General features: G+C 63.4%; 21 protein-coding genes and 1 tRNA gene. 11 read left to right on the top strand and 11 right to left on the bottom strand.

Annotated elements, in window-relative coordinates:
* Positions 1-69 precede the first annotated feature (69 nt).
* Together EYV96_RS05895 and EYV96_RS05890 are read left to right on the top strand one after the other, a co-directional pair.
* Positions 70-831 (top strand): NAD kinase, encoded by a 762-nt coding sequence (locus EYV96_RS05895; protein ID WP_131150522.1) that lies wholly within the window; start codon positions 70-72, stop codon positions 829-831.
* A gap of 130 nt (positions 832-961) precedes the next feature.
* A complete protein-coding gene (locus tag EYV96_RS05890; protein ID WP_131150521.1) occupies positions 962-1,885 on the top strand; it encodes a 5'-nucleotidase in 924 nt (307 codons plus the stop codon).
* A 64-nt stretch (positions 1,886-1,949) separates the two neighbouring features.
* Here EYV96_RS05890 and EYV96_RS05885 read toward each other — a convergent pair whose 3' ends face one another.
* Complete coding sequence (locus tag EYV96_RS05885; RefSeq protein WP_131150520.1) at positions 1,950-2,468, bottom strand: hypothetical protein; 519 nt, start codon at positions 2,466-2,468, stop codon at positions 1,950-1,952.
* Positions 2,469-2,626: 158 nt separating this feature from the next.
* Entirely contained in the window at positions 2,627-3,502 is an 876-nt protein-coding gene (locus tag EYV96_RS05880) for a DMT family transporter (RefSeq protein ID WP_131150519.1), read from the bottom strand.
* Between the two features lie 164 nt (positions 3,503-3,666).
* Between EYV96_RS05880 and EYV96_RS05875 the strand changes: the two genes are divergently transcribed.
* From EYV96_RS05875 to EYV96_RS05860, 4 genes are all read left to right on the top strand, one after another.
* Positions 3,667-4,836 (top strand): acyl-CoA dehydrogenase family protein, encoded by a 1,170-nt coding sequence (locus EYV96_RS05875; RefSeq protein WP_131150518.1) that lies wholly within the window; start codon positions 3,667-3,669, stop codon positions 4,834-4,836.
* 81 nt (positions 4,837-4,917) lie between these two features.
* Positions 4,918-5,460, top strand: coding sequence for a GNAT family N-acetyltransferase (locus tag EYV96_RS05870; protein ID WP_131150517.1), 543 nt, complete (start codon positions 4,918-4,920; stop codon positions 5,458-5,460).
* On the top strand, positions 5,439-5,933 hold the full coding sequence (locus tag EYV96_RS05865; RefSeq protein WP_131150516.1) for a nucleotidyltransferase family protein: 495 nt from the start codon (positions 5,439-5,441) through the stop codon (positions 5,931-5,933). Before EYV96_RS05870 ends, EYV96_RS05865 begins: the two co-directional genes overlap by 22 nt.
* 111 nt (positions 5,934-6,044) lie before the next feature.
* Positions 6,045-8,318, top strand: a complete 2,274-nt coding sequence (locus EYV96_RS05860) for a thiamine pyrophosphate-dependent enzyme (protein ID WP_131150515.1) — start codon at positions 6,045-6,047, stop codon at positions 8,316-8,318.
* A 37-nt stretch (positions 8,319-8,355) separates the two neighbouring features.
* On the opposite strand, the gene EYV96_RS05855 is transcribed toward EYV96_RS05860, so the two are convergent.
* The gene (locus EYV96_RS05855; protein WP_131150514.1) at positions 8,356-10,092 is read right to left on the bottom strand and encodes a GGDEF domain-containing protein; all 1,737 of its coding nucleotides are present in this window, start codon (positions 10,090-10,092) and stop codon (positions 8,356-8,358) included.
* Between the two features lie 298 nt (positions 10,093-10,390).
* Here EYV96_RS05855 and EYV96_RS05850 point away from each other — a divergent pair, with 298 nt between their 5' ends.
* A complete protein-coding gene (locus EYV96_RS05850; RefSeq protein WP_131150513.1) occupies positions 10,391-10,939 on the top strand; it encodes an NADPH-dependent FMN reductase in 549 nt (182 codons plus the stop codon).
* A 28-nt stretch (positions 10,940-10,967) separates the two neighbouring features.
* On the opposite strand, the gene ppk1 is transcribed toward EYV96_RS05850, so the two are convergent.
* Together ppk1 and EYV96_RS05840 are read right to left on the bottom strand one after the other, a co-directional pair.
* On the bottom strand, positions 10,968-13,154 hold the full coding sequence (gene ppk1, locus EYV96_RS05845) for a polyphosphate kinase 1 (RefSeq protein ID WP_131150512.1): 2,187 nt from the start codon (positions 13,152-13,154) through the stop codon (positions 10,968-10,970).
* Positions 13,155-13,327: 173 nt separating this feature from the next.
* Entirely contained in the window at positions 13,328-14,149 is an 822-nt protein-coding gene (locus EYV96_RS05840) for an AraC family transcriptional regulator (RefSeq protein ID WP_131150511.1), read from the bottom strand.
* Between the two features lie 119 nt (positions 14,150-14,268).
* On the opposite strand from EYV96_RS05840, the gene EYV96_RS05835 reads away from it, so the two are divergent.
* A complete protein-coding gene (locus EYV96_RS05835; protein ID WP_131150510.1) occupies positions 14,269-15,498 on the top strand; it encodes an MFS transporter in 1,230 nt (409 codons plus the stop codon).
* On the opposite strand, the gene EYV96_RS05830 is transcribed toward EYV96_RS05835, so the two are convergent.
* The 6 genes from EYV96_RS05830 to amaB all read right to left on the bottom strand — a co-directional run bounded on the left by EYV96_RS05830 (position 15,499) and on the right by amaB (position 21,827).
* Entirely contained in the window at positions 15,499-15,810 is a 312-nt protein-coding gene (locus tag EYV96_RS05830) for a GIY-YIG nuclease family protein (protein WP_131150509.1), read from the bottom strand.
* Between the two features lie 790 nt (positions 15,811-16,600).
* A complete protein-coding gene (gene murB, locus EYV96_RS05825) occupies positions 16,601-17,641 on the bottom strand; it encodes a UDP-N-acetylmuramate dehydrogenase (protein WP_425478700.1) in 1,041 nt (346 codons plus the stop codon).
* The gene (locus EYV96_RS05820) at positions 17,631-18,668 is read right to left on the bottom strand and encodes a quinone-dependent dihydroorotate dehydrogenase (RefSeq protein WP_131150508.1); all 1,038 of its coding nucleotides are present in this window, start codon (positions 18,666-18,668) and stop codon (positions 17,631-17,633) included. Before EYV96_RS05820 ends, murB begins: the two co-directional genes overlap by 11 nt.
* A 2-nt stretch (positions 18,669-18,670) precedes the next feature.
* Positions 18,671-19,438 (bottom strand): class I SAM-dependent methyltransferase, encoded by a 768-nt coding sequence (locus EYV96_RS05815; RefSeq protein ID WP_131150507.1) that lies wholly within the window; start codon positions 19,436-19,438, stop codon positions 18,671-18,673.
* A 4-nt stretch (positions 19,439-19,442) separates the two neighbouring features.
* Positions 19,443-20,207, bottom strand: coding sequence for an SDR family NAD(P)-dependent oxidoreductase (locus EYV96_RS05810; RefSeq protein ID WP_131150506.1), 765 nt, complete (start codon positions 20,205-20,207; stop codon positions 19,443-19,445).
* An 84-nt stretch (positions 20,208-20,291) separates the two neighbouring features.
* The gene (gene amaB / locus EYV96_RS05805) at positions 20,292-21,827 is read right to left on the bottom strand and encodes an L-piperidine-6-carboxylate dehydrogenase (protein ID WP_131150505.1); all 1,536 of its coding nucleotides are present in this window, start codon (positions 21,825-21,827) and stop codon (positions 20,292-20,294) included.
* A 211-nt stretch (positions 21,828-22,038) separates the two neighbouring features.
* On the opposite strand from amaB, the gene EYV96_RS05800 reads away from it, so the two are divergent.
* The 3 genes from EYV96_RS05800 (at position 22,039) to EYV96_RS05790 (ending at position 24,664) form a co-directional block, all read left to right on the top strand.
* Positions 22,039-22,115: transfer RNA gene (locus tag EYV96_RS05800), tRNA-Arg, on the top strand.
* A gap of 75 nt (positions 22,116-22,190) precedes the next feature.
* A complete protein-coding gene (locus EYV96_RS05795; RefSeq protein WP_131150504.1) occupies positions 22,191-22,418 on the top strand; it encodes a hypothetical protein in 228 nt (75 codons plus the stop codon).
* Positions 22,419-22,549: 131 nt separating this feature from the next.
* Positions 22,550-24,664 carry an outer membrane protein assembly factor BamB family protein gene (locus EYV96_RS05790; RefSeq protein WP_131150503.1) on the top strand — a complete coding sequence of 705 codons (2,115 nt, stop codon included), beginning with the start codon at positions 22,550-22,552 and terminating at the stop codon, positions 24,662-24,664.
* Positions 24,665-24,726: the final 62 nt, after the last annotated feature.

Genomic DNA, 24,726 nt, shown 5'->3' with positions numbered 1-24,726 from the left:
CGTCACGCTTCTTGCGCTCGCCGCCGTTCTAAGCTCAACTGCCCCCATTCCACGGACACACCCTCTGCCATGGCCTACAGCTTCGTCGCCAGTGATACCAGCATTGCGCAACAGGCGCGCAAGAAACTGGTGGAGCGTTATGGCGAGGTGTCGCCAGAGCAAGCCGAAGCGATTGTCGCCCTGGGAGGCGATGGTTTCATGTTGCGTACCCTGCATGCGTATCGCTCGCTGGGTGTGCCGGTGTATGGCATGAAGCTTGGACGGGTCGGCTTCCTGATGAACAAGCATCGCATCGACGATTTGCCGCGACGCATCGAGCGGGCGCACACCGCGTCGCTTTTCCCGCTGGAAATGCAGGTGACCGACGCGAGCGGACATATGCACGAGGCTCTGGCGTTCAATGAAGTTTCCCTCCTTCGGCAGAGCAACCAGGCCGCGCATCTCGAAGTGAAACTCAACGAGGCCGTGAAGCTCGAATCGCTCGTCTGCGACGGGATCCTGGTATCCACGCCCGCAGGATCGACGGCGTACAACCTTTCCGCCCATGGGCCGATCCTGCCGCTGGATGCCAACGTGCTGGCGCTGACGCCGATCAGTCCGTTTCGTCCCCGGCGCTGGCGCGGCGCCATTCTTCCGCATCGCACCCAGGTGACGTTGCGGGTGATCGATCCGGGCAAAAGGCCGGTCAGCGCCACCGCGGATTTCCATGAAGTGCGCGATGTGAAGGAAGTGACGGTCAGGCAATCCGAAGGGCCGGCCGTGCGCCTCCTGTTCGATCCGGAGCACAATCTGGAGCAGCGCATCCTGGATGAGCAGTTCGCGCAAGATTGAGCCGGGCATGCAAGTCTTCACGCGAGAAGTGAGAAGATGCACGGAGTTCCTGTCGGCGATGCGATGACGCATGGCCATGGCGAACCCCGCGCCGATGCCAGTCCACTCTTCATTCCTGACGCTCCCAGCCATGTCGAACAAAGATGTCCATGACCCTTCCGCCGCGATCGACAACCGTCTGGTGGTTGCCATCTCGTCGCGCGCCCTGTTCGACCTTGGCGATAGCCACGAACTGTTCGAGCGCGACGGCCTGGACGCCTATCGATCCTTCCAGATCGATCACGAGAACGAGATCCTGAAGCCGGGCGTGGCCTTCCCGCTGGTGCAGAAGCTGCTCGGGTTGAACAAGCTGGCCGGTGACGTGCCGCCCGTGGAAGTGATCTTGCTGTCGCGCAATTCCGGGGATACCGGGTTGCGCATCTTCAACGCGATCCAGCATTACGGGCTTGAGATCAGTCGCGCCGCCTTCACGAGTGGCGCGCCGACGTCGGATTACATCGGGCCGTTCAAGGCGGATCTGTTTCTTTCTGCCAATGCCGAAGACGTCGGGCGTGCCTTGTCTGCCGGCGTGGCCGCCGCCACGATCCTGCCGTCGGTTGCGCCGCCGCGCGCCACCGAGCAACTGCGCATTGCATTCGACGGCGATGCAGTGATCTTTGGCGATGAAGGGGAACGGGTATCGCGCGAGGAGGGCCTGGAGGCGTTCCATCGCAACGAGCGCGAGCGTGCGGAGGAGCCGCTTTCCGTGGGCCCGTTCCGGGGCTTTCTCAGCGCCGTGCATCGCCTCCAGGCAGCATTTCCCGCCGAAGACTCGCCCATCCGGACCGCCCTGGTGACGGCGCGTTCCGCTCCGGCGCACAAGCGCGTCATCCTCACCTTGCGTCGCTGGGGTGTGCGTATCGACGAAGCCCTGTTCCTCGGTGGGCGCGACAAGGGGCCTTTCCTTGACGCCTTCGGTGCCGACATCTTTTTCGACGACTCACCGGCCAACGTGGAATCCGCGCGCAAGCACGTGGCAACCGGTCATGTGCCACACGGTGTAAGCAACCGCTGATAAAAACGAAGCCGCCGGTGGGTTACCCGACGGCTTCGTCACCTCGGCAAAGGTAAGGGCGTGCTTACAGGCAGTTGGTGATCAGGCCATCCCAGATCGTGGCATTCGTATTGGGCAACCTGGCCCATAGCGGCCGCGAGCCCTGCAGGGACTGGACGAAATCGCTCGCGTGGGTCATCGGCGCCAGTGGCGTCTTGCAGTGCCAGGTGTGAACGTTGGCCATGATCCTGCCGTCGGATGCGCGGACATGTTCATCGCTGGCGGTGAAGACCCAGCTGCATTCGCCCATGAGCCCGGTCGTCTTGTCGACAGAGCAGCGATAGCCCAGGGCTTCGATGTTGGGGTACTCGCCCTCGCAGATGGTGTCGCCGCAGATATCGTCGAAGTTCTGCTTGAGGTAATAGCGCGCGTCGACCCAGCGGTCATGATCCGCATCGCCGATATAGCGCTCAAGATCGATGTAGTTGCCGGTCGCAGGTGTTGGGGTGAGCTGCGCGTGGGAGGCATGGGCGCTGACACCCGCCAGCATGAGCACCAGGGCAGCACCCAACAGGGTGATCGGGCGGGAAATGGCTCGGTCCATCAAACAAGCTCCAGTTAGACAGGGGCGTCGCACGACGCCGCTGTATTGGATGCTTGCCGATGCCTCGATGGCAGAGGCGGCCGCCACCAAGAATCGTGCGCGGTTTCCCGGGTCAGGTCAGGGCCCGATGTCAGCGGCGTGGCGCACGACCACACACGTCACACCAGCTTTGTCCGGCGCACCCAGGGTGTCACCTTGTCTTCGCGCACCAGCGTGAACAGCCCCGAGCCCAGGATCAGCACGATGCCGATGAGCATCGGCCAGTCCAGGTGGTCGCCGAAAAGCCAATAACCGAAACCGATGGCCCAGAGCATCTGGCTGTATTGCGTGGGCGCGACGCGGTTGGCCGGGGCGTTCTGCGTGGCAAGCATCAGCAGTACGCCACCTGCACCCGCCAGCAGGCCGTAGCCAGACAGCAGGAACCACTGGTGCGCCGACGGCCAGACGAAGCCGGGCAGCATGAAGACGAGTCCGACAACCAGTGGGCCTATCACGCCGGCGCCATAGAGGCTGATGCGCTTTTCGTGTGCGCCGGCCATGCGCAAGGCGACGACCGACACCGCGCCTGAAAGACCGCAGGTCATGGCGGCCAGATGGCCGACACCCAGGGCACGAAATCCCGGACGGAGCACCACCAGCACGCCGATGAACCCGGCGATCACGGCTGACCAGCGGCGCCAGTGCACGTGCTCCTTGAGGAAAATCACGGACAGCACGGTGACGAAGATGGGAAGCAGAAAGATCAGTGCGAAGGCCTCTGCCATGGGCAGGTGCGTGAACGCCACGACGGCTGAGACGTTGCAGATGGCGCCCGAAATCGCCCGGATCCACCACAGGCTGGGTCGCCTGGCCCGGAAAACCTCGATCCAGCGGTCACCCGGCTGCCGGATCAGCGGGATGGCCAGAAGCATCAGCACGGCGCCGAAAAACACCGCCTCGTAGGCGGGCAGGCTGCCGTGCAGCGACTTTACGAAGGCATCGCTGATCGCGTAGGCCGCGTAGCAGGCGAAGCCCAGAAGGACACCTTTTAGCATGGGGATTCCAGCGGGGTGGGGCAGGCGAGCGCCGTCGCCATGGGCAAATGGTCCCACACTGGTCTTCATAAGCCCACCGGCCTGTTGCACTGGCTCATGACCGGGGCGGTTCGGCGGGGCTAGAATCGAGAGCTTGTCCCACAGCCCCGCCATGGAACCCTTGCATGTCTGCTCGCCTTAACCCGCTTGACCTGTACGACGTTCGTTCGCTGCTCTCCGACGAGGAGCGCATGGTGCAGGACACCGTCGGCCGTTTCGTCGACGAAAAAGTGCTGCCGATCATCGGCGACGCCTTTGACCAGGGCCGCTTCCCGAAGGAGCTCGTTCCCGAGATCGCCAGTCTGGGCCTGCTCGGCGCGACGATTCCGGAAAAGTACGGTTGCGCGGGCATGAATGGCGTCAGCTACGGCCTGATCTGCCAGGAGCTGGAGCGCGGCGATTCGGGCCTGCGCAGCTTTGCCTCGGTGCAGAGCTCGCTGTGCATGTACCCGATCTACGCCTACGGCACCGAAGAACAGAAGATGCATTACCTGCCGCAGATGGCGGCGGGTGAAATCATTGGCTGCTTCGGCCTGACCGAGCCGCACGGCGGTTCGGATCCGGCCAACATGAAGACGAACGCCAAGAAGGACGGCGGCGACTGGGTCATCAACGGCGCCAAGATGTGGATCACCAACGGCAACGTCGCGCACATCGCCATCGTGTGGGCGCAGACCGAAGACGGCATCCAGGGCTTCATCGTCCCCACCGATACGCCCGGGTTCACCGCCCAGGAAGTGCACAAGAAGATGAGCCTGCGCGCCTCGGTCACCTCCGCGCTGTTCTTCGACAATGTGCGCGTGCCGGAGGCCAACCGCCTGCCCAACGTGAAGGGTCTGAAGGGTCCGCTGGGCTGCCTGACGCAGGCGCGCTACGGCATCACCTGGGGTCCCATTGGTGCCGCGCAGGCCTGCCTCAAGGAAGTGCTCGACTACACGCAGGATCGCATTCTGTTCGGTCGCCCGCTCGCGTCGAACCAGGCCGTGCAGGTGAAGATGGCCGAAATGGCCCGTCGCATCACCATGGCGCAACTGCTGTCGCTGCAGCTCGGTCGCCTGAAAGACGCCGGCAACATGCAGCCGACGCAGGTCTCGCTGGCCAAGTGGAACAACTGCCGCATGGCCATCGATATCGCGCGTGAATGCCGCGACATCCTGGGCGGCGCCGGCATCACCACCGAGCACGTGGCGATCCGTCATGCGTTGAATCTGGAATCCGTGATCACCTACGAGGGCACCGAAACCGTGCATCAGCTCGTGGTGGGTCGCGAGCTGACCGGCATCAACGCGTTCTGATCCAGATCGCACCGCGCCGGATGGGCGCGGTGTAACCACGGCCCGCCAGCGACGGCGGGCCATGATTCAGGGAAAGGTCGAATGCGCTGGCAAGACATTCGTATCGAAACGGATCGCCTGGTCCTCCGGCCGCCGCGCGCTGAGGATTTCGACGCGTGGGCGGCGAACATGGCCGACACCGAGTCGGCCCGCTTCATAGGCGGGCCCTTACCGCGCGCCGCGGCCTGGCGCGGCTTTTTGACCATGGTGGGCGCCTGGGAAATCCAGGGTTTCGGCATGTTCTCCGTGATCGAAAAGAGCACCGGCTTGTGGATCGGTCGCATGGGTCCGTGGCAGCCGGATGGCTGGCCGGGACCGGAAGTGGGCTGGGGTCTGGCTCGCGCGGCGTGGGGCAAGGGTTACGCTTACGAAGGCGCGGTGGCGTGCATCGACTGGGCCTTCGATCACCTGGGCTGGACCGACGTGATCCACAGCATTGATCTCGATAACCGCCCGTCGCAAGCGCTGGCCATGCGTCTGGGTTCAGTCAACCGTGGTCGCGGGAAACTCCCGGCGCCGTTCGAAGACGTTCAGATCGACATCTGGGGTCAGAGCAAAGAGCAATGGCGCAACCGACATACGTAAATCGCCCGCATCCGGCGCTCGAAGCGACGTTGCGCACGGTGGTCCCGGAACTGCGCACCGTATGTCGCGATCCTTGGTGCGTTATCGGCAGCGCCGCGGCGTGGCTGACGGGCGCCCATGTCACCGTTGCCGACATCGACTTGCTCACGTCCGCCGACGATGCCGATCGCCTGGAAGGCCATTGGTCGCCTTTGCGCGAGGAGACGTATGAGCCAGAGGGGTCCGAACGCTTTCGTTCGCGCTTCAGTCGCTATGCGTTTGCGGACATGCCGGTTGAGGTGATGGGCGGGCTCGAGTTGAACGTGCGCGGCGAGTGGCATTCGGTCGAAGTGCGTGAAACCATCGAAGTGCTTTTTGCCGACGTCATCGTGCCCATCCCGTCGTTCGACGAACAGCTACGCATTCTGGAAAGTTTTGGTCGCCCGAAAGACCTCTATCGTGCGGGCCTCCTGCGCAATCTATTGCATGACTGAATGCGCCGCCCCGCACGCCGCTCCGTACTGGCGCGTGCGTTTGCCGGCCATCGATAATCACCCACTTCCGGCCGTCCCCGCGGCCCTTGTCGACGAGAAACTGTAGCCACCATGTCCGCACTTCCGTTCGCCATCAGCGCCCGCCACAAGGGCTTCAACCGCGCCGAAATCGTCGACCAGAATTTCACCGAGTTCGTCCAGCTCTGGCAGGGCGAGGCGCGTCCGGCGCCGACCGACGGCGAGCCGGTCAAGCCGGGTAGTGCCCTGGATGCTCGCGGATTCCGCGAGTTGCTCGAATCGCAACTGATCTCGCGCCACCTGGACCTGATGGCGCGCGTGCTCCGCGTGCAGAACAAGGTGTTCTACACCATCGGCTCCAGTGGTCATGAAGGCAACGCCATGGTGGCGAGGCTGACGCGACATACGGATCCGGCCTTCCTGCATTACCGCTCGGGCGGCTTCATGGCCGAGCGGTTCCGCAAACTGCCCGGCATGGATCCGGTCATGGATTCGGCGTTGTCCTTTGCCGCAAGCAAGGACGACCCGGCTTCTGGAGGACGCCACAAAGTCTGGGGTAGCAAGCCCTTGTGGGTGCTCCCGCAGACTTCGACGATCGCTTCGCACCTGCCCAAGGCACTTGGAACCGCCGTCGCTATCGAGCAGGCGCGCCGCATCGGGCACACGTTGCCTGTTCCGCAGGACAGTATCGCCATCTGCTCGTTCGGCGATGCATCGTCGAATCACGCCACTGCGCAAACGGCCTTCAATGCCGCCGGTTGGACGGCCTATCAGAAACTCCCGGCACCGGTGCTGTTCGTGTGCGAAGACAACGGCATCGGAATCTCGGTGAAGACGCCCGGTGGCTGGGTCGAGAACAATTTCCGCCACCGCCCGGACCTCGACTACTTCTTTGCCGACGGCCTCGACCTGGCCGAAGGCTATGGACAGGTCCAGCGCGCGGTGGATCATTGCCGCACGACGCGCCGGCCGACGTTCCTGCACCTGCGTACCACCCGCGTCATGGGCCACGCGGGCACCGACTTCGAAATCGAGTGGCGCAGCGTCGAAGAACTCTTCGCCGTCGAAGCCACCGATCCGCTGCTGCGTTCCGCGGGCATTGCGCTAGAGTCGGGCCTGTACACCAAAGAGAGCTTGCTGGCGCTTTATGAGGCCACGCGCGCCCGCTGCTTTGAAGCGGCGGAAGACGCCGATCGTCGCCCGCGCCTGACGTCGCTGTCCGACGTCATGAAACCGCTGGCACCGTACTCCCCCGATGCCGTGCGCGCCGAAGCCGAGCGCAATGATTACGCCGAACGCCGCCTGGCCGTCTTTGGCAGCGAAGAAAAGCTGCCGGAAAACCAGCCGCCACGCCATTTGGCCATCCAGATTGGCCAGGCCCTGCACGATGTGATGGCCAAGTACCCGCAATCCCTGCTGTTCGGCGAAGACGTCGCGCAGAAGGGCGGCGTGTATACGGTCACCAAGGGCCTGTTCAAGACCTTCAAGGGCAATCGGGTATTCAACACCTTGCTCGACGAGACGGTGATCCTTGGCCTGGCGCAGGGATACGCCAACATGGGCATGCTGCCCATTCCCGAGATCCAGTACCTGGCCTATTTCCACAACGCTTGCGATCAAATTCGCGGTGAAGCGGCCAGCCTGCAGTTCTTCTCCAACGACCAGTATCGCAATCCGCTGGTCATGCGTGTCGCGTCGCTGGGCTACCAGAAGGGTTTCGGCGGTCACTTCCACAACGACAATTCGATTGCCGCTTTGCGCGACATCCCGGGTCTCGTCGTGGGCTGCCCGAGCCGTGGCGATGATGCGGCCAACATGCTGCGCACGCTCACGGCGCTGGCGAAGGTCGACGGTCGCGTTTGCGCGTTCCTCGAACCGATCGCGCAGTACATGACCAAGGACCTGTACGAAGCCGGCGACGGAATGTGGCAGTTCAGCTATCCGGCGCCGGGCGAAGCCATGACGCTGGGCGAAGGCCGCATCTACAACGAAGACGCGAAGGACCTGGTGGTTTTCACCTTCGGCAATGGCGTGCCGATGGCACTGCGCGCGGCTCGCGAAATCGAAGCGAAGCACGGCTGGCAGACGCGCGTGGTCGACCTGCGCTGGCTCGCACCGCTCAATGATGGCTTCATCGCCGGGCAGGCGCGGACGGCCAAACGCATCATCGTGCTCGACGAAGGACGCAAGAGCGCAGGTGTCGGCGAGGGCATCATCACGGCGATTACCGAAGGCGGCAGCGGTGCGACGCCGATGCGTCGCGTGGTGGGTGCGGATACATATACGCCGCTCGCGGGCGCCGCCTTGCTGGTATTGCCGGGTGAGGCAGAGGTCGTGGCTGCCGCGGACGCCCTGGCGTCTTCATGACCGGGGTAGCCGGGTCGCGCAAAGCGACCTGGCAGGGTTACTCGTGGCCGCGTTCCACCGCGCGCGGCCATTCCCGCACCATGCGATCTTCGAGCTTTTCGTCCAGCCGGACGCGGTTTCGTCCCTGCAGTTTGGCGCGATACATCGCGTGATCGGCGCGCTCGACGAGCGACTCCACGGTATCGTCCGCCTGGCGCATGGCAACACCGATGCTGATGCTCAGCAGCAGCTGTTCTTCATTGACCGGAATCTCCAGGCGATGCACTCGTCGGCACAGGCGGATAGCGATCTGCATGGCCTGTTGCTGGTCGACGCCGCGCAGCATGGCGACGAACTCTTCGCCACCCCATCGGCCCAGTGCATCCTGCGGTCGCAATTCGTGGCGCAGTGAGTCGGCGACGGCCACCAGCGCGCGGTCGCCCGCTGCATGCCCCTGGCGATCGTTGAGCGTCTTGAAGTAATCGAGATCGAGGAACAGCAACGCCATGGGCTGGCCATCATGCTGGCCGAGCAGGTGCTCCAGGCGTTCGCTCCATGCGCGGCGGTTGAGCACCTGGGTCAGCGCGTCGACGTCGGCCAGTTCACGCACGACGTTGCTGTCGTGGCGCATGGCCAGGGCGCGATCGGCGAGGCCCAGCGACAGCACAATCGCCTGGAACGCGCCGGCGGCGAGACAGGCATCGCCCAGCCACTCGACGTCAGGCATGGCTCCGCTGTTTTGGGCGCTGGTCATGGCGGTAAGGCCAAGCAGGGGCGTCCAGCCCACCAGGAAATACCAGGCACGGCGCGACCCGCGTGCGCCCGACAGGCCACCCGCGAGCAGGAGCAGGGCGGCGCCCAGGATCATCAAGGGGTTGAGCAGCGCCTGTCCCGCCTGTTCGAGCACGTCGATATGACTGCTACGCAGCAGCACGACCAGCGGCATGCCCACGGCCAGTGCGAGCGTCGGTGCATGCAGGAGAGGGGCGAAGCGTGGCAATTCGCAGAAGCGGGTGACGAATACCGCCGCGAAGGCCACCGAAAGGGCCGCGGCGGTGGGCGCGATCAGTCCGGCCGTGCCGGCAAGCCACTCGATCTCGAGGGGATGGAAAAGGAAGCCACTGCGCATGCCCTGGATCAGGCTGTAGCAGAGGATGTAACCGGCGTACCAGCCAAAGGTGGCATCTCGCAGCATCAGCGCGAGGCACAGGGCCATCAGCGCCATGGCGGCCATGATGGCAAAGCACGCGCTGGAAAACACGAGCCACCTGGCGTCGCTGTGCAGGTAGTCGCTCCAGGACTGGAGTTCGAATCGCACGGGTGCCGCCGACAGTGCCGGCTCGAATTTCAGCAGGACGGCGGCATTGGCGGGTTGGTCATCGGTAAGGCGAAAGGACAGCCGACCATGTCCGTGGGCCGGCGCGGAAAAGTCGTCCAGCGCGAGGGTCTCCACGCTACCGTCGGCGCGATACAACGAGACGGACGACAGCGGCGGCGGCGTGATCGAAAGCACGCGCTCTTCGCGCAGCAGCGGCGCCTGCGGCTGGATCACTACCCAGGTGCCCAGCCCGGCCCGGGGCACCTGATGCAGCAGGTTGGGGTCGAAGCTGTTGAGTTCGTTGCGGCGGTAGGCCTCGAGGACGCGATCCGGGGAGTCGCCGGGCCGCACATCCCGCCAACCCGCGCCCAGGGGTGCATTGGCGGCTATCAGCGGCATGGGCAGCAGCAAGGCCAGCAGCATGCCGAGCATGCGCCGCCAGGCGTTGTTAACACGCTGCCCTGTCAGCCTGTTCATCGACTACCCCTGCCAAATCGCCTTCTACCCATCAATGCGCAAAAGGCGGACGGATCCGGTCATCGGTCGCCAGTCCTGTCGCGTCGCCGGATGGGCGGTGGGGGAACGCGATGGTTGGGCCGATCATGTTGGTGAGGGTCGATTCTTGCGCAGGCCTGTCCCCGCACCCAATCCCACAAAAGGCCTAGGGGCAGGTGGCCCGGAGAAATCACATGGCCTTTTCCCGGTCATCGGCATCCTCGTCGAGGTCGCTGGCGCCAGGGCGCCATGTTGCCAATCCATGACGGAGAGCCGCTAGATGAGCACCAAGATTGCTGTTTTCGTGGGTAGCCTGCGCAAGGAATCGATCAACAAGCGCCTGGCGCTGGCCGTTGAGCGGCTGGCCCCCAAGGAGTTCACGTTCGAGCATGTGGCCATCGACGGCCTCCCGCTCTACAACCAGGACTTTGACGCCGATTATCCACTGGCCTGCAAGCACCTCAAGCAAACCATCGAGGCGGCCGACGCGCTGTTATTCGTGACGCCGGAATACAACCGCTCCATTCCGGGCGTACTGAAGAACGCCATCGATATCGCCTCGCGCCCCTGGGGTACGAATTCGTTCGCCGGCAAGCCAGGAGCCGTGATTGGCGCGTCGATCGGATCGACAGGCACGGCGCTGTCCCAGCAACATCTGCGCAACGTGCTGGCCTATCTCGATGTCGCCGTACTGGGCCAGCCCGAAGTATTCATCCATTTCAAGGATGAACTGATCGACGGCGAGGGCCATATCGCCAACGAAGGCACGCAGAAATTCCTGCAGGGCTTCGTGGACAAATATGTCGCGTGGGTGAAGCGGCTCGGCTAGCGCGGCGTCACATGCCGGGGTGTGTCGATCACACCTCGGTCTGTGCGCCCACGCCGCACAGCTTTTCCAGCAGCTGCGATTGCACATTGCGGCTCATCTGGCCCGGCGTCGGCAGCAAGCGCGTGTAGTTGCTGTCGGGCTGGAGTTCCCACGCACTGCAATTGTCGGTGAGATACAGCTCCAGCTCCTTCTTCAGTCGCTGCTGCAGCTTCTTGCTGTCGATCGGGAAGCCGGTCTCGACGCGACGATCGAGGTTGCGTTCCATCAGGTCAGCACTGGCAAGGTAGTACTGCTCGTCGCCGTTGTTGGCGAAGTAGTAGACGCGACTGTGTTCGAGGAAGCGGCCCACGATCGAGCGGACGACGATGTTGTGCGAGACGCCGGGCACGCCTGGGCGCAGGCAGCACATGCCGCGCACGATCAGGTCCACGCGCACGCCGGCCATGCTGGCTTTGTAAAGCGCGCGGATCATCTTCGGATCGGTGAGGGCATTGATCTTGATGAGAATGTGGGCGGCGCGGCCCGCTGAGGCATGCGCCGTTTCGCGCGTGATTAGTTCGAGCAGGGTTTTCTTGAGCGTGAAGGGAGCATGCAGCAGCTTCTTCATGCGCAGGATCTTGCCCATGCCGGTGAGCTGGCTAAAAAGCTTGTGGACGTCTTCGCACAGCGCCTGGTCGGAGGTGAGCAGGCTGTAGTCGGTATACAGGCGCGCGTTGCCGGTGTGGTAGTTGCCGGTGCCCAGATGGGCGTAGCGGACAAGCTCTTCGCCTTCGCGTCGCTGAATCAGCATCAGCTTGGCGTGCGTTTTCACGCCCACCACGCCGTAGATGACCATGGCGCCTGCTTGCTGCAGTCGTGAGGCAAGCGAAAGATTTGACTCTTCGTCGAATCGCGCGCGCAGCTCCACCACGACGGTGACTTCCTTGCCCGCCCGCGCCGCATCGACGAGTGCGTCGACGATTTCCGAGTTGGCACCGCTGCGATAAAGCGTCTGCTTGATCGCCAGAACGTTCGGATCTTTCGCTGCCTGGTGCAGGAGGTCCACCACCGGCGCAAACGATTCATACGGGTGCAGCAGGAGCACATCCTGCTTGTTGATCACCTGGAACAGATCCTCGGCTTTTTTCAGCGATTTGGGAATCGACGGCGTAAAGGGCGGATAGAGCAGCTGCGGCGCATGCGTTTTGCTGGCGAGCCCGAACAGGCGCGCAAGGTTGACCGGGCCATTGACCTCGTACATTTCTGCCGCCGTCAAACCGAACTGACGCAGCAGGTAATCGGTGAGTTCCTTCGGGCAGTTGTCGGCCACTTCCAGGCGGACGGCATCGCCGAAACGGCGCGAATACAGTTCGCCGCGCAGCGCACGGGCGAGGTCTTCGACGTCTTCCGGGTCGATGGTGAGGTCGGCGTTGCGTGTCAGGCGGAACTGGTAGCAGCCCTTCACCGACATGCCCGGGAACAGTTCGTCGGCATGCGCGTGGATGATCGACGACAGCAGGACGAAGTTGTCACCGCCTTCGCAGACTTCATCCGGCAAGCGGATCAGTCGCGGCAGCACGCGCGGTGCCGGAACCACGGCGAGGCCCGAATCACGGCCGAAGGCGTCGACGCCTTCCAGTTGCACGATGAAATTGAGGCTCTTGTTCACCAGTAGTGGGAACGGATGCGTCGGATCGAGGCCGATCGGCGTCACGAGCGGCGCCACTTCATGCCGGAAATAGCGTCGCACCCACATTTTTTGCTTGTGCGACCACTCATTTCGGCGAACGATGCGGATGCCCTGGCGATCGAGCTCCGGCAGGATGCGTTCGTTGAGGATCGCGTACTGGCGTTCTATCTGCTTGTGGGTGATCTCGCTGATTTCGGCCAGCGCGCGTTTCGGTGGAATGCCATCCGGTCCGACGATTTCGTGATCGAAGGCGATCTGGCTCTTGAGCCCCGCGACGCGGATCTCGAAGAACTCGTCCATGTTGCTGGAGAAAATCAGCAGGAACTTCAGACGCTCCAGAATGGGCTTGGTTTCGTCCAGGGCCTGTTCCAGCACACGGATATTGAACTGCAGCTGCGACAGCTCGCGGTGGATGTACAGGCTGCTTTCATTGAGGTCCTGAGCGCCGACGAGTGGCGCGACCGCGGGAGCGCTGTCGGTTTCGACGGAGGCGTCGTCGATGATGTCGCTGATCGGGGCGGGGCGGGCATCGCTGCGGGACGTCATGTCGGACCTTGGCTCCTGGCTCGGACTAGTCGCATGGAGAACTACCATGCTACCCCGTCGCCGGCGCGTGCATGTTCAGACTTCGTCCACGCGACGAAGGAAGTGCACTCATGATGCGATATGGTTTTGACACAGAAATGACACATTCCTTGGTCGGTGTTCCGTCGCGACATTCAGTAGATCAGGGGTTGTGTGTCGGGCGAGGAGGCGGGTGCCGGCTGGTCGCCTTCGAGGAAGCGGCTGGGCGGCGCCCCCAACACCCGCCTGAAGGCCGCACTGAACGCGCTGGCGCTGCCATATCCGAGGTCGAAGGCCACCTGCGTGATCGACTCACCGCGCGCGAGTCGCGTCAAAGCCGCCAACAGGCACGCCTGCTGTCGCCACGCGGCGAAACTCATGCCCGTCTGTTCGCGGAACAGGCGGGTGAAGTTGCGCCGGCTCATGCCGGCCTTGAGCGCCATCGCGTCGATGTCCACGTCGAGTGATGGTGCATCGAGCATCGCCCGACATAACGCGTAAAGACGCTTGTCTGCCGGCAGCGGCGTGTTAAGCGCCATGGTGGGCATGGTGCAGATTTCGTCGAGCAGCAGGTTCATCACCCGGCCATCGCGACCGGTGGTGTCGTACAGGGCCGGAAGATCGACGGCCACCTGCAGCAATTCATGGAGCAGGGGCGACACGGTGATGACCTCACAGCGCTGCCAAAGCTGGCGCGCCTGGGCAGCCTCCGGGCTGACATAGGCGCTGCGGGTGCTGACCGCGCCATCCATGTGCACCTCGTGCGTCACGCCCGAGGGAATCCATAGTGCGCGGCGGGGAGGCACGACCCAGGTGCCTTCAGAGGTGATCGCCTTGAATACGCCCGTGGCCGCGTAAAGCAACTGATTCCGCTTGTGGTGATGGGCCGGAAGGACGAAGTGCGAGGGATAGTCGTTGCCCGTCGCGACGACGTCGCGCGGGGTGTCCTCGTAGCCGGTAATGCGGGTTTGTCTCATGATTGGCCCAAATTCTACAGAAATTGACCCTTTGGCGCGCGCGGGCCGCCCGCCGCGGCATTAACGTTCACGCCTTGCCGGCCCGCACCGGCTTTCCCCGATCAAGCATCCAGGCCCCCATGCAAACCCGCGTCGAAGAAGTGCAGCTTTCCGCTCCGGCCGCCCGGCAGGAACACGCCACCGAATACGGGATCATTGGGGCGATCAGCTTCTCGCATCTGCTCAACGACATGATCCAGTCGTTGATCCTGGCGATCTACCCGATCCTCAAGGACGGCTTCCACCTGAGCTTTGCCCAGGTGGGCCTGATCACGCTGACCTACCAGATCACGGCGTCGTTGCTGCAGCCGCTGGTCGGCATGGTGACCGATCGCAAGCCGATGCCGTATTCACTGCCCATTGGCATGGGGTTCACGCTGTGCGGATTGCTGCTGTTGGCGACGGCGCCGAACTTCACGGTGTTGCTGGTGGCTGCGGCACTCGTCGGCACCGGTTCCTCGGTGTTCCATCCGGAATCGTCGCGAGTGGCGCGCATGGCTTCAGGCGGCAAGCATGGCCTTGCACAGTCGCTCTTCCAGGTGGGCGGCAATACGGGGGCGTCGTTGGGGCCGTTGCTGGCGGCATGGATCATCGTGCCGCATGGGCGGGGTAGCGTGGCGTGGTTCTCCCTTGCCGCCTTGCTGGCCATCGTGGTGCTGGTGCAGGTGAGCAAATGGTATGCGGCGCATCATGCGGTGCGCGGCAAGCCCAGGGCGCGGCATGCGTTGGATGTCTCGCTGACGAAGTCGCAGGTGGCGTGGTCCCTGGCGATTCTCGGGTTGTTGATCTTCTCCAAGTACTTCTACCTGGCCAGCCTCAGCAGCTATTACACGTTCTACCTGATCCATAAATTCGGCGTGTCCGTGCAGAACGCGCAGACGCATTTGTTCGTGTTCCTGTTTGCGGTGGCGGCCGGTTCGCTGATCGGCGGGCCCGTGGGCGATCGCGTGGGGCGCAAGTGGGTGATCTGGGTGTCGATCCTGGGCGTGGCGCCGTTCTCGATGCTGCTGCCGCATGCCAGCCTGATGTGGACCGGTGTGCTTACGGTGATTATCGGCCTGATCCTGTCATCGGCTTTCTCGGCCATCCTCGTCTACGCGCAGGAGTTGATCCCGGGGCGCGTGGGGATGATCTCAGGCTTGTTCTTCGGATTTGCGTTCGGCATGGGCGGCATCGGTGCCGCGGTGCTGGGGCGGATCGCGGATGCACAGGGCATCGATTACGTGTATCAGATTTGTGCGTATCTGCCGTTGATTGGCGTGGCGACGGTGTTTTTGCCGGATGTAGAGGGGAGGCGAAAGAGGGCGTGATCAACGGGAATCATCCAGCAGGCGAGGGTAGAGATCCTCCCAATGGGGATTCTCAGCCTGGATCAGTTGAAACTTCCAAGCACGGCGCCAGTCCTTGAGGTTCGTCTCGCGTTTGATGGCGGACATCATGATGGGGTGTTCTTCGAACCACACGAGTTGGTGGATGTTGTACCGCTTTGTGAAGCCGTCAGCGACGTATGTCCGGTGCTCCCATACGCGCCTCAGAAGATTGCCGGTCACGCCAATGTAAAGCGTGCCTTGGGGCCGACTTGCAAGCATGTAGACGCAGGGGGTGATTTTTCGCTTGGACATGCCTTGTCGCCAGTGGATTCCGGCTTTCGCCGGAATGACGACATGAAGCGTGACGCCGGCTGAAAAGTCGCGCTATCGGCGTGAACTGCGTTCAGGAGTAAGGCCGATCCTCAACGCGACGTCATTCCGGCGAAAGCCGGAATCCAGGGGCGACCGCGCTGAAAGGTCGCCTCAATCTACTGCCAACTCAGACTCCGGTATCACCTCAGACTTTCCGCGTGAATGTAGACGCAGGGTGTGATTTTTCGTTCGGATGTGCCTTGTCGCCAGTGGATTCCGGCTTTCGCCGGAATGACGACATGAAGAGTGACCTCGACTGACCGGTCGCGCTATCGGAGTGAACAGCGTTCAGGAGTAATGTTGGTTTTCAACTGGACGTCATTCCGGCGAAAGCCGGAATCCATCGGCAACCACGCATGTGCCAAGCCTCAAGCTGCGGCGGAAACGCGCCCTCAGACGCGGTAGCTGCACTAGGTAGGCAAAGACTCTCATCTTGACGTCATTCCGGCGAAAGCCGGAATCCACGGGCGACCACGTATGAGCCAAGCCTCAAGCTGCGACGGAAACGCACCATCAGACGCGGTAGCTGTACTAGGTAGGCAAAGACTCTCATCTCGACGTCATTCCGGCGAAAGCCGGAATCCACGGCGACCACGTATGAGCCAAGCCTCAAGCTGCGACGGAAACGCACCATCAGACGCGGTAGCTGCACTAGGTAGGCAAAGACTCTCATCTCGATGTCATTCCGGCGAAAGCCGGAATCCATCGGCGACCACGCATGAGCCAAGCCTCAAACCACCACCGGCTCCGGTTCCAGCGTCACGCCAAACTTTCCGCGCACGCCTTCAATCACACGCTGTGCAAAGCCCCAAAGCTGCGGCCCTGTCGCCTGGCCGTGATTGACCAGCACCAGCGCATGACGATTCGAAATCCCCGCATCGCCGTCGCGGTCACCCTTGAATCCGGCCTGTTCGATCAACCATGCGGCCGACAGCTTCCAGCGTCCATCCGATCCCACCCACGACACCAACTCCGGATGCGCGGCCTTCAAAGCCTCGCCCACGCTGGCATCGACGATGGGATTCTTGAAAAAGCTACCGGCATTGCCAATCACGGCCGGGTCCGGCAACTTGCGCGTCCGCAAATGCACGACGGCTTCGGCAACGTGGAACGGCGCCGGCCGCTCGATGCCCATGCGCGCCAGTTCTTCACGAATGCCCGCGTAGTCCAGTCGCAGCTCGCGCGAACGCGGCAGCGCGAACTTCACGGCGGTGACGATATAGCGCCCCGGCTCGTGCTTGAACACGGAGTCCCGGTATGCAAAGGCGCACGCCTGGCGATCGAGCACGGCAACGCGGCGCTCCTTCGTGTCCCAGGCTTCAACACTCTCGATGAACTCCGCGACCTCAGTGCCATAGGCGCCGATGTTCTGGATCGGTGCCGCACCCACGGTGCCGGGAATCAGAATGAGATTCTCCAGGCCCGCAAAGCCCTGGCCCAGCGTCCACCGGACAAAATCATCCCAACGCTCGCCGGCGGCTACGGCAATACGCGCGATGTCGCCATCTTCCTCGACATGCACGCCACGCGTCGCCATGGCGAGGACGGTGCCGTCAAAGTCGCCGGTGAACAACATGTTGCTGCCTTCGCCAAGGACCAGCAGCTTGCCCTGGCGAACCGCGGGGAAATCCAGGATTTCCGGCAGCTTCGCCGATTCCCTGATCTCGGCCAGCAAGCGCGCACGCGCATTGACGCGCAGCGTGTTGCGCTGACCCAGTGGAGCATTTTCGATCAACGAGTAGCCGCCCATATCCACGCGCTCAAAACCCATACGAGGCTCCGCGCTGACGGCGAATTTCTTCCACGCATTCGGCCACCAGGGCAGGGCCGCGATACACCATGCCCGAATAGATCTGCACCAGGCGGGCGCCGGCATCCAGCTTCTCGACGGCATTGCTTCCATCGAGGATGCCGCCGACGCCAATGATCCCGACTTGCTCGCCGAGCCGCTGGCGCATGCCATGCAGCACGGCGGTGGAGCGCGCGAACAAGGGCTTGCCGGAAAGGCCTCCCATCTCGTTGCCGTGCGGATCGCTGGCGACCGACGAGTGATCGATGGTCGTGTTGGTGCAGATCACCCCATCGACGCGTGCGGCGAGCAGCACTTCAGCGATGGCGTCGAGTTCGATCTCGCTCAGGTCCGGTGCAATCTTCAGCAACATCGGCTTGCGCTTGCCCGACTGCGAGCCAAGACGTTCCTGCGCTTCGCGCAACGTTTCGATGAAGCGGCGAAGGGTCGCCTCTTCCTGAAGGTCGCGCAGTCCCTGTGTGTTCGGCGAGGAAATATTCACCGTGACATAGCTGGCGTGCGCGTACACGCGCTCCAGGCAGAACAGGTAATCGTCGACCGCCTTGTCATTGGGCGTGTCCTTGTTCTTGCCAATGTTGATGCCAAGCACGCCGCGGAAGCTCGACTTCTGCACATTGCGCACCAGTGCATCGACGCCGGCATTGTTGAAGCCAAGGCGATTGATCACCGCTTCGTACTTCGGCAGACGAAACATGCGCGGCTTGTCATTGCCCGGCTGCGGACGTGGCGTAGTCGTGCCCACCTCCACGAAACCAAAACCGAGAGCGCCCAGTGCGTCGAGATGGTCCGCGTTCTTGTCCAGGCCGGCAGCGAGGCCCACGGGATTCGGGAATCGAATGCCGAAGACGTCCACGGGCAGGTCTTCCGGCGGGCGCGCCACCAGCGACATCAGGTTGCTGCGATGGGCGACGTCCAGGCCGTAGAGCGTGGCGCGATGCGCAGACTCGGCGTCCAGGGTGAACAGCAAGGGGCGTAGGAAGGAGTACATGGTTAGCCGGGATATCCCACGAAAATTCGGGTGTCGTAGTCGAAGCTGATGTGCCCGTCCTGGGCTGTCGCGTCGAAGAGTTTGCGCAAGGCGACGAGCATCGGTTCGTGATTCGGATGGCCTTCGGTCGGCATGTACGACGAAGACAGCAGGCGGCCCTTCAGTGCGTCGTAGTCCAGCAGTTGGCGGTGATCGAACGATGCCGAACCACGGAAGCCATCACCGAACCACTGACGCATCATGTCGTCGTCGCCGTAGCGTTCGGCAACGCTGGTGTAATCGATGCCGTATTCGACCAATAGCGCTTCGTAACCTTCCAGGAAAGGCGTGCCCACCAGGCGCCGCGTGTTCCAGTAGATGGCGGCCAGGCCATGGGGGCGCAGGATGCGGTGAAACTCGTGGCGTGCCGCGTCCTGATCGAACCAGTGGAACGCCTGCGCCACGGAGACCAGGTCCACGCTGGCCGCCGCGAGGCCCGTTGCATCGGCACGGCCATCCAGCGAGCGGAAATGTTCGTCGTGGCCCAGCCAGCGTTCGGCGGCCCCGCGCATCGCTGCGTTGGGTTCGATGGCAATGACCTTGTAGTCGCCATCGAGGAACAGCTTGCTGGAGATGCCTGTGCCGGCGCCGATGTCGGCCACCAGCCAGCGCGGATTGACACCGTGTTCGTGCTCGAGCCACTGGAGCATCGCGCGCGGATAGTCAGGTCGATAGCGCACGTAGTTGTCGACGCGATTGCTGAAACGCTCGGTGGACTGCAGGTCGGTCATGACGTCACCCCATCAGCGATTGACCGCCGTCGACGCTGAGCGTCTGGCCGGTGATCCAACCGGCCAACGGCGATGCAAGGAAAAGTGCGGCGTGCGCGATTTCTTCGGGCGTGCCAAAACGGCCAAAGGGAATCTTGGCCAGGGTGTTGCGATACATGTCGGGAGCTTCCACGCGACGGCGATCCCAAAGTCCATCGGCGAACTCGATGGAGCCTGGGGCGATGGCGTTGACGCGAATGCCCGCGTCAGCCAGTTGAAGCGCCTGCGACGTGGTGTAGTGGCTCAGCGCGGCTTTGACCGCGGCGTAAGCGGCGCCGTGCCGGCGCGGATGAAAGGCGGCGATGGAACTGGTGTGGATGATGCTGGCGCGACCGGATGCCTTCAGATGAGGCAAGGCCTCGCGCGAGGCGCGCACGGCAGCCATCAGGTCTATCTGGAAGCCGGCTTCCCAGCCTGCGTCGTCATCGGAGAAGCCGTAGCCACTGGCATTGTTGATAAGCACGTCGATGCCGCCGAGCGTCTGTGCGGCTGCCTCAATGTAGCGGGCGATATCGGTGGCGTCGGCCAGATCGCAGCGCTGCGCATGAGCCGTGACATCCATGGCGGCAATGGCTTCGCGGGTAGCCTCAAGCGCGGTTTCGCCGCGTGCGCAAATCGATACGGCCGCACCGGCCTGCGCGAACGCGAGCGCCATGCTGCGACCGATGCCCTTGCTGCCTCCGGCGATCACGACGCGATAACCGGGAAGGGGAAGGGGGCAGTCGCTCATGTACAGCCTCTGGCAGGCGCCGGCTGACCCGGCAGTCAGGTGGCAGCACGCGCCCCGGTGTTGACCAGGGCGCGCCTTGCGGTCTTACAGGTCGAACTTGATGCCCTGGGCCAGCGGCAACGAGTTGGAGTAGTTGATGGTGTTGGTCTGGCGGCGCATGTATACCTTCCATGCGTCCGAACCCGACTCGCGACCACCGCCCGTCTCCTTCTCACCGCCGAACGCACCGCCAATCTCCGCTCCCGAGGTGCCGATGTTGACGTTGGCGATACCGCAGTCCGAACCGGCTGCCGACAGATACTGCTCCGCCGACTTCAGGTTCTGCGTGAAGATCGCCGAGGACAAGCCCTGCGGCACGGCGTTCTGCATATCGATGGCTTCGTCCAGGGTCTTGAACGGCATGACGTAGAGGATCGGGGCGAAGGTTTCGGTCTGCACGACTTCATCGCTGTTCTTTACGCCGCTGACGATGGTCGGCAGGACGAAGTTGCCCTTGCGATCCGTAAGGGCAGCGCCACCGGTCAGGATCGTGCCGCCGCTGGCTTTGGCCTTTTCGACGGCGGCCAGGTAGGCCTTCACGGCGTCCTGGCTGTTGAGCGGGCCCATCAGGGTGGTGGCCTGGGTCGGATCGCCGATCTTGCCTTCGACCTGCTTGTATGCGGCGACCAGCTTGTCGGTGACTTCGGCCACCAGAGACTCATGGACGAACAGGCGACGCGTCGTGGTGCAACGCTGGCCGGCCGTACCCACGGCACCAAACACGATGGCCGGAATGGCGAGCTTAAGATCGGCGCTTTCGTCCAGGATGATGGCGTTGTTGCCGCCCAGTTCGAGCAGCGAGCGACCCATGCGCTTGGCGACGCGCTCGCCGACATGGCGGCCAACCTTGGTGGAACCGGTGAAGCTGATCAGCGGAATGCGGTGGTCGTCGACAAACGCCTGCGAGAGATCGGTGCCGGCATCGTTGAACAGGAAGAAGATGTCGGGGAAACCGGCGGCCTTCAGTGCTTCGTTGCAGATCTTCATCGTTGCGATGGCCGACAGCGGCGTCTTGGGCGACGGCTTCCAGATGCAGATGTCGCCGCAAATGGCGGCGAGGAAGGCATTCCACGACCAAACGGCCACGGGGAAGTTGAATGCACTGATGATGCCGACCAGGCCGAGCGGCTGATACTGCTCATACATGCGATGGCCCGGACGCTCCGAGTGCATCGTGTAGCCGTAGAGCATGCGGCTCTGGCCCACGGCAAAATCGGCGATGTCGATCATTTCCTGCACTTCGCCGTCGCCTTCGGGCTTGATCTTGCCCATTTCCAGGGCGACCAGAGAGCCGAGGGCATCCTTGTGCTTGCGCAGCGCTTCACCGCACAGGCGCACGGCTTCGCCGCGCTGCGGGGCCGGCGTGGTGCGCCAGATCTTGAATGCGTCCTGGGCGCGCTTGACGATGGTTTCGTAGTCGGTCGCGCTGGAGGCGAACACGGTGCCGATGACGTCGCCCGTAGCCGGGTTGATCGGCTGCAAGCTGCCGGCGTCCTTGGTCGCGGACCATTCGCCCTGACCGAGATACGTACCGGAATGCTCGTTGCCAAGTCCGAGCGCCTTGAGGATTTCGTGGGACATGCGTGCTCCTGAGCCGTTTCGCCGCGTGGCGACCTGGGTGAAAAGGACAATTCTAGCAGGCGGGTCAATGGTCGCCGGTTAGGTCTTGTTAGGGGAGGGGCGCAATGGCGGAGCAGCGCAGCAAACGGTGATCGTTCACGCACTCGGATAAACCCGAGTCGGGCCAGCGCGGGTTCCGTCCGGCGCGATGCCCCGTTATCCTTGCGGGGTTGGCCCCGTAGCTCAGCTGGATAGAGCGACGCCCTCCTAAGGCGTAGGTCGCCCGTTCGAATCGGGCCGGGGTCACCAAATCCCGTGCGAGATCCGGTGCTGCGTGGCAGCAAATTCACCGTTTCTCGGCATCGGCGGGATGTATGGTGGGGCATGGTCGCGACCCACGTTGAACTCCAGCGCCTCATTTCCACGCTCGACGCCGATGTGCCCGAACTGTTGCGCACGCATCCGGCGCCGGATGCGTTTTGGCAGGCATTCAACGCACGCGCGCAACAGATCCAGGATCGGGCCGCCGACACGGACCATGGCTGGGTATGCGACCGGCTCGATGCCTTGCTGGAGCGAAGCCATCTGGTGCCGCCAGCCGATCAGATCTGAAGGCGCGGCGTGGCATCAGGCTTCACGATGTGTCCATCCGGCGATAAGACTGCCGTCACCCTTTTGGCAGCCATGCTCGACAACCATGCGCACTTCCCATCGCCGCGGACCCATTTTGCCGTGAGGAAGTTATGACCACGCCGGCCAAGCAAAGCGCGAGATCGATCGCGACCGTCATCCTGATGCTGCTCTTCGGCCTCCCGATGCTCGTCGGCGGCGCATGGCTGCTTGGCGTAGGAGGCGCGCCCTGGTTTCTGGTCGCCGGGTGCGCGCTGGTAGGGGTCGCGTGGTTGGCATGGGCCCGACCCGGTTGGGCTGCCGTGGCCTACGCGGTATACCTTTTGTCGCTCGCTGCCTGGGCGACACTGGAAACCGGTCTGACCGGCTGGTGGTGGTTGCCGCGCGTGGGATGGTGGTGGTTGCTGGGTTGGTGGTGGGTGATGCCCTGGCTATGGCGACACGACGCTGCTTCCCCGCGCCGCTGGTGCGTGCCCGGGGCTTTGCTGATCGTGGCATTGCTGGGCTTGTTTTCACTGACGCGCCAGCCCGTCGAACTAAAGGGTCGACTGGCCGACGATCGCGCCGATGCGCTGGCCGCACCGGACCACGCCGCTGCGCCACCGCACGATTGGGTGGCGTATGGCCGTTCGGCTTTCGGTGACCGCTATGCGCCAGCAGCGCAGATCACACCGGGCAATGTCGCTCGCCTGAAACTGGCGTGGACGTATCGTGTCGATGCGCCGGCCGGTGCGGACCATCGGGTCGATACCAGTGGGCAGACGCCGCTTGCAGTCAATGGCTTGCTCTACGTTTGCGCACGCGGCGGCGCGGTCGTGGCGCTCGACACCGACTCCGGTGCAGAGCGCTGGCGTTACAACCCAGCCAATCGCCAGTCGGCGACCGATTGCCTCGGCCTTGCCTACTACGACTCGGCAACGGCTGCCCGCGACGCGCCGTCATCGACCGTCGTGGTCAATCGACCGACACCCAAGGGTGCGGTGGCCGCCGAATCGATCCACTTCGAGAGTTGTCCGCGGCGCATTTTCGTGCCGGAGATGGGCGGTCGGGTCATGACACTGAATGCCGACAACGGAGAGCGCTGCCATGAGATCGGGCAGGACGGCGAGATGTCGATCGACCTCGATCCGCGTGCCGTTGAAGCCCGCGCGCCGGTGCCGCCCGTTGTCACCCGCCAGGTGCTGATCGTGAGTGCCGGCGTGGTTGCTGGCTTCGATATCGATCAGGGACGTCGCGTCTGGCAGTGGCCAGCCAGTGGCAATCTGCGGTCCTGGGGCGTGGCCAGCGTCGATGAAAAGCTGGGGCTCGTTTATCTCGTGGCTCGCGCGGAAGGTGACGACGCCATCGCGCCGGGTGCGATCGTTGCCCTGAACGTGGCCACTGGCGAACAGCACTGGGTGTACCAGGCGACGGATGCGTTGCGGGGACAGCCAGTGCTGTACGCGTCGGGAGAGGGCGGTCAGGAAGTGCCAGCCTTGATGGTTGCGACCCGTGGAGGCGAGCTGGTCGTGCTGGATCGGCGCAATGGCAAGGCACTGACGACGCCTTCGGACACGGATGCCCTCAGCTTCGCCCCCGGCCAGGCTTTGCAGGAGCGCCAGCTCTGGGGCATCACGCCCTACGATCAGTTGATGTGCCGGATCCGGTTCAGGCAACACAGCGCAAACGGATCGCTCGTATTCCCAGGTCATGATGGCGTGTTCGATACCGGCGGCATCGCGGTCGACCCGGCGCGAAGCGTATGGGTGGGTGATCCCAGCTACATCGCCTTCGTGCGCGACACGGAGCATGGCGGCCGGCTGCGGCCGCTGCGCTCGGTCCTGGGGTTACCCTGCCAGCAGCCGCCCTGGGGTTATGTCGCCGCCGTCGATCTGGTGAACAAGACGAGGATATGGATGCGACGCAACGGCGTCATGACCGATCGCTTGCCCTGGCGTCTTTCCCTGCCGCTGGGAGTGCCAAGTATCGGTGGCATGTCGACCACCGGCGGTGGTGTTGCCTTCCTGGGCGGCACGCTGGATGCCAGCGTTCGTGCCTTCGACGTACGCACGGGTGACATGTTGTGGAAAGCCGCGTTGCCTTCACCCTTGCAGGCCACGCCGATCAGTTTCATCTCCGATCGCAACGGGCATCAGTACCTTGTCGTTGTCACGGCGGGTGATACGTCAGGCGAAGGCGAGCCTGGGCAGGTCGTCATGGCCTACACGCTGCCACTTCCAGGCACCTGAGGCGGATGGACGTCCAAACGGACGCCGGCCTTTCACATATCGGACATATTGGTTTGCGATCC

This window comes from Dyella terrae (assembly GCF_004322705.1).
Classification (GTDB): domain Bacteria; phylum Pseudomonadota; class Gammaproteobacteria; order Xanthomonadales; family Rhodanobacteraceae; genus Dyella_D; species Dyella_D terrae.
Note: the sequence above shows the minus strand (reverse complement) of the source record. Positions and strands in the feature narration are given on the sequence as shown.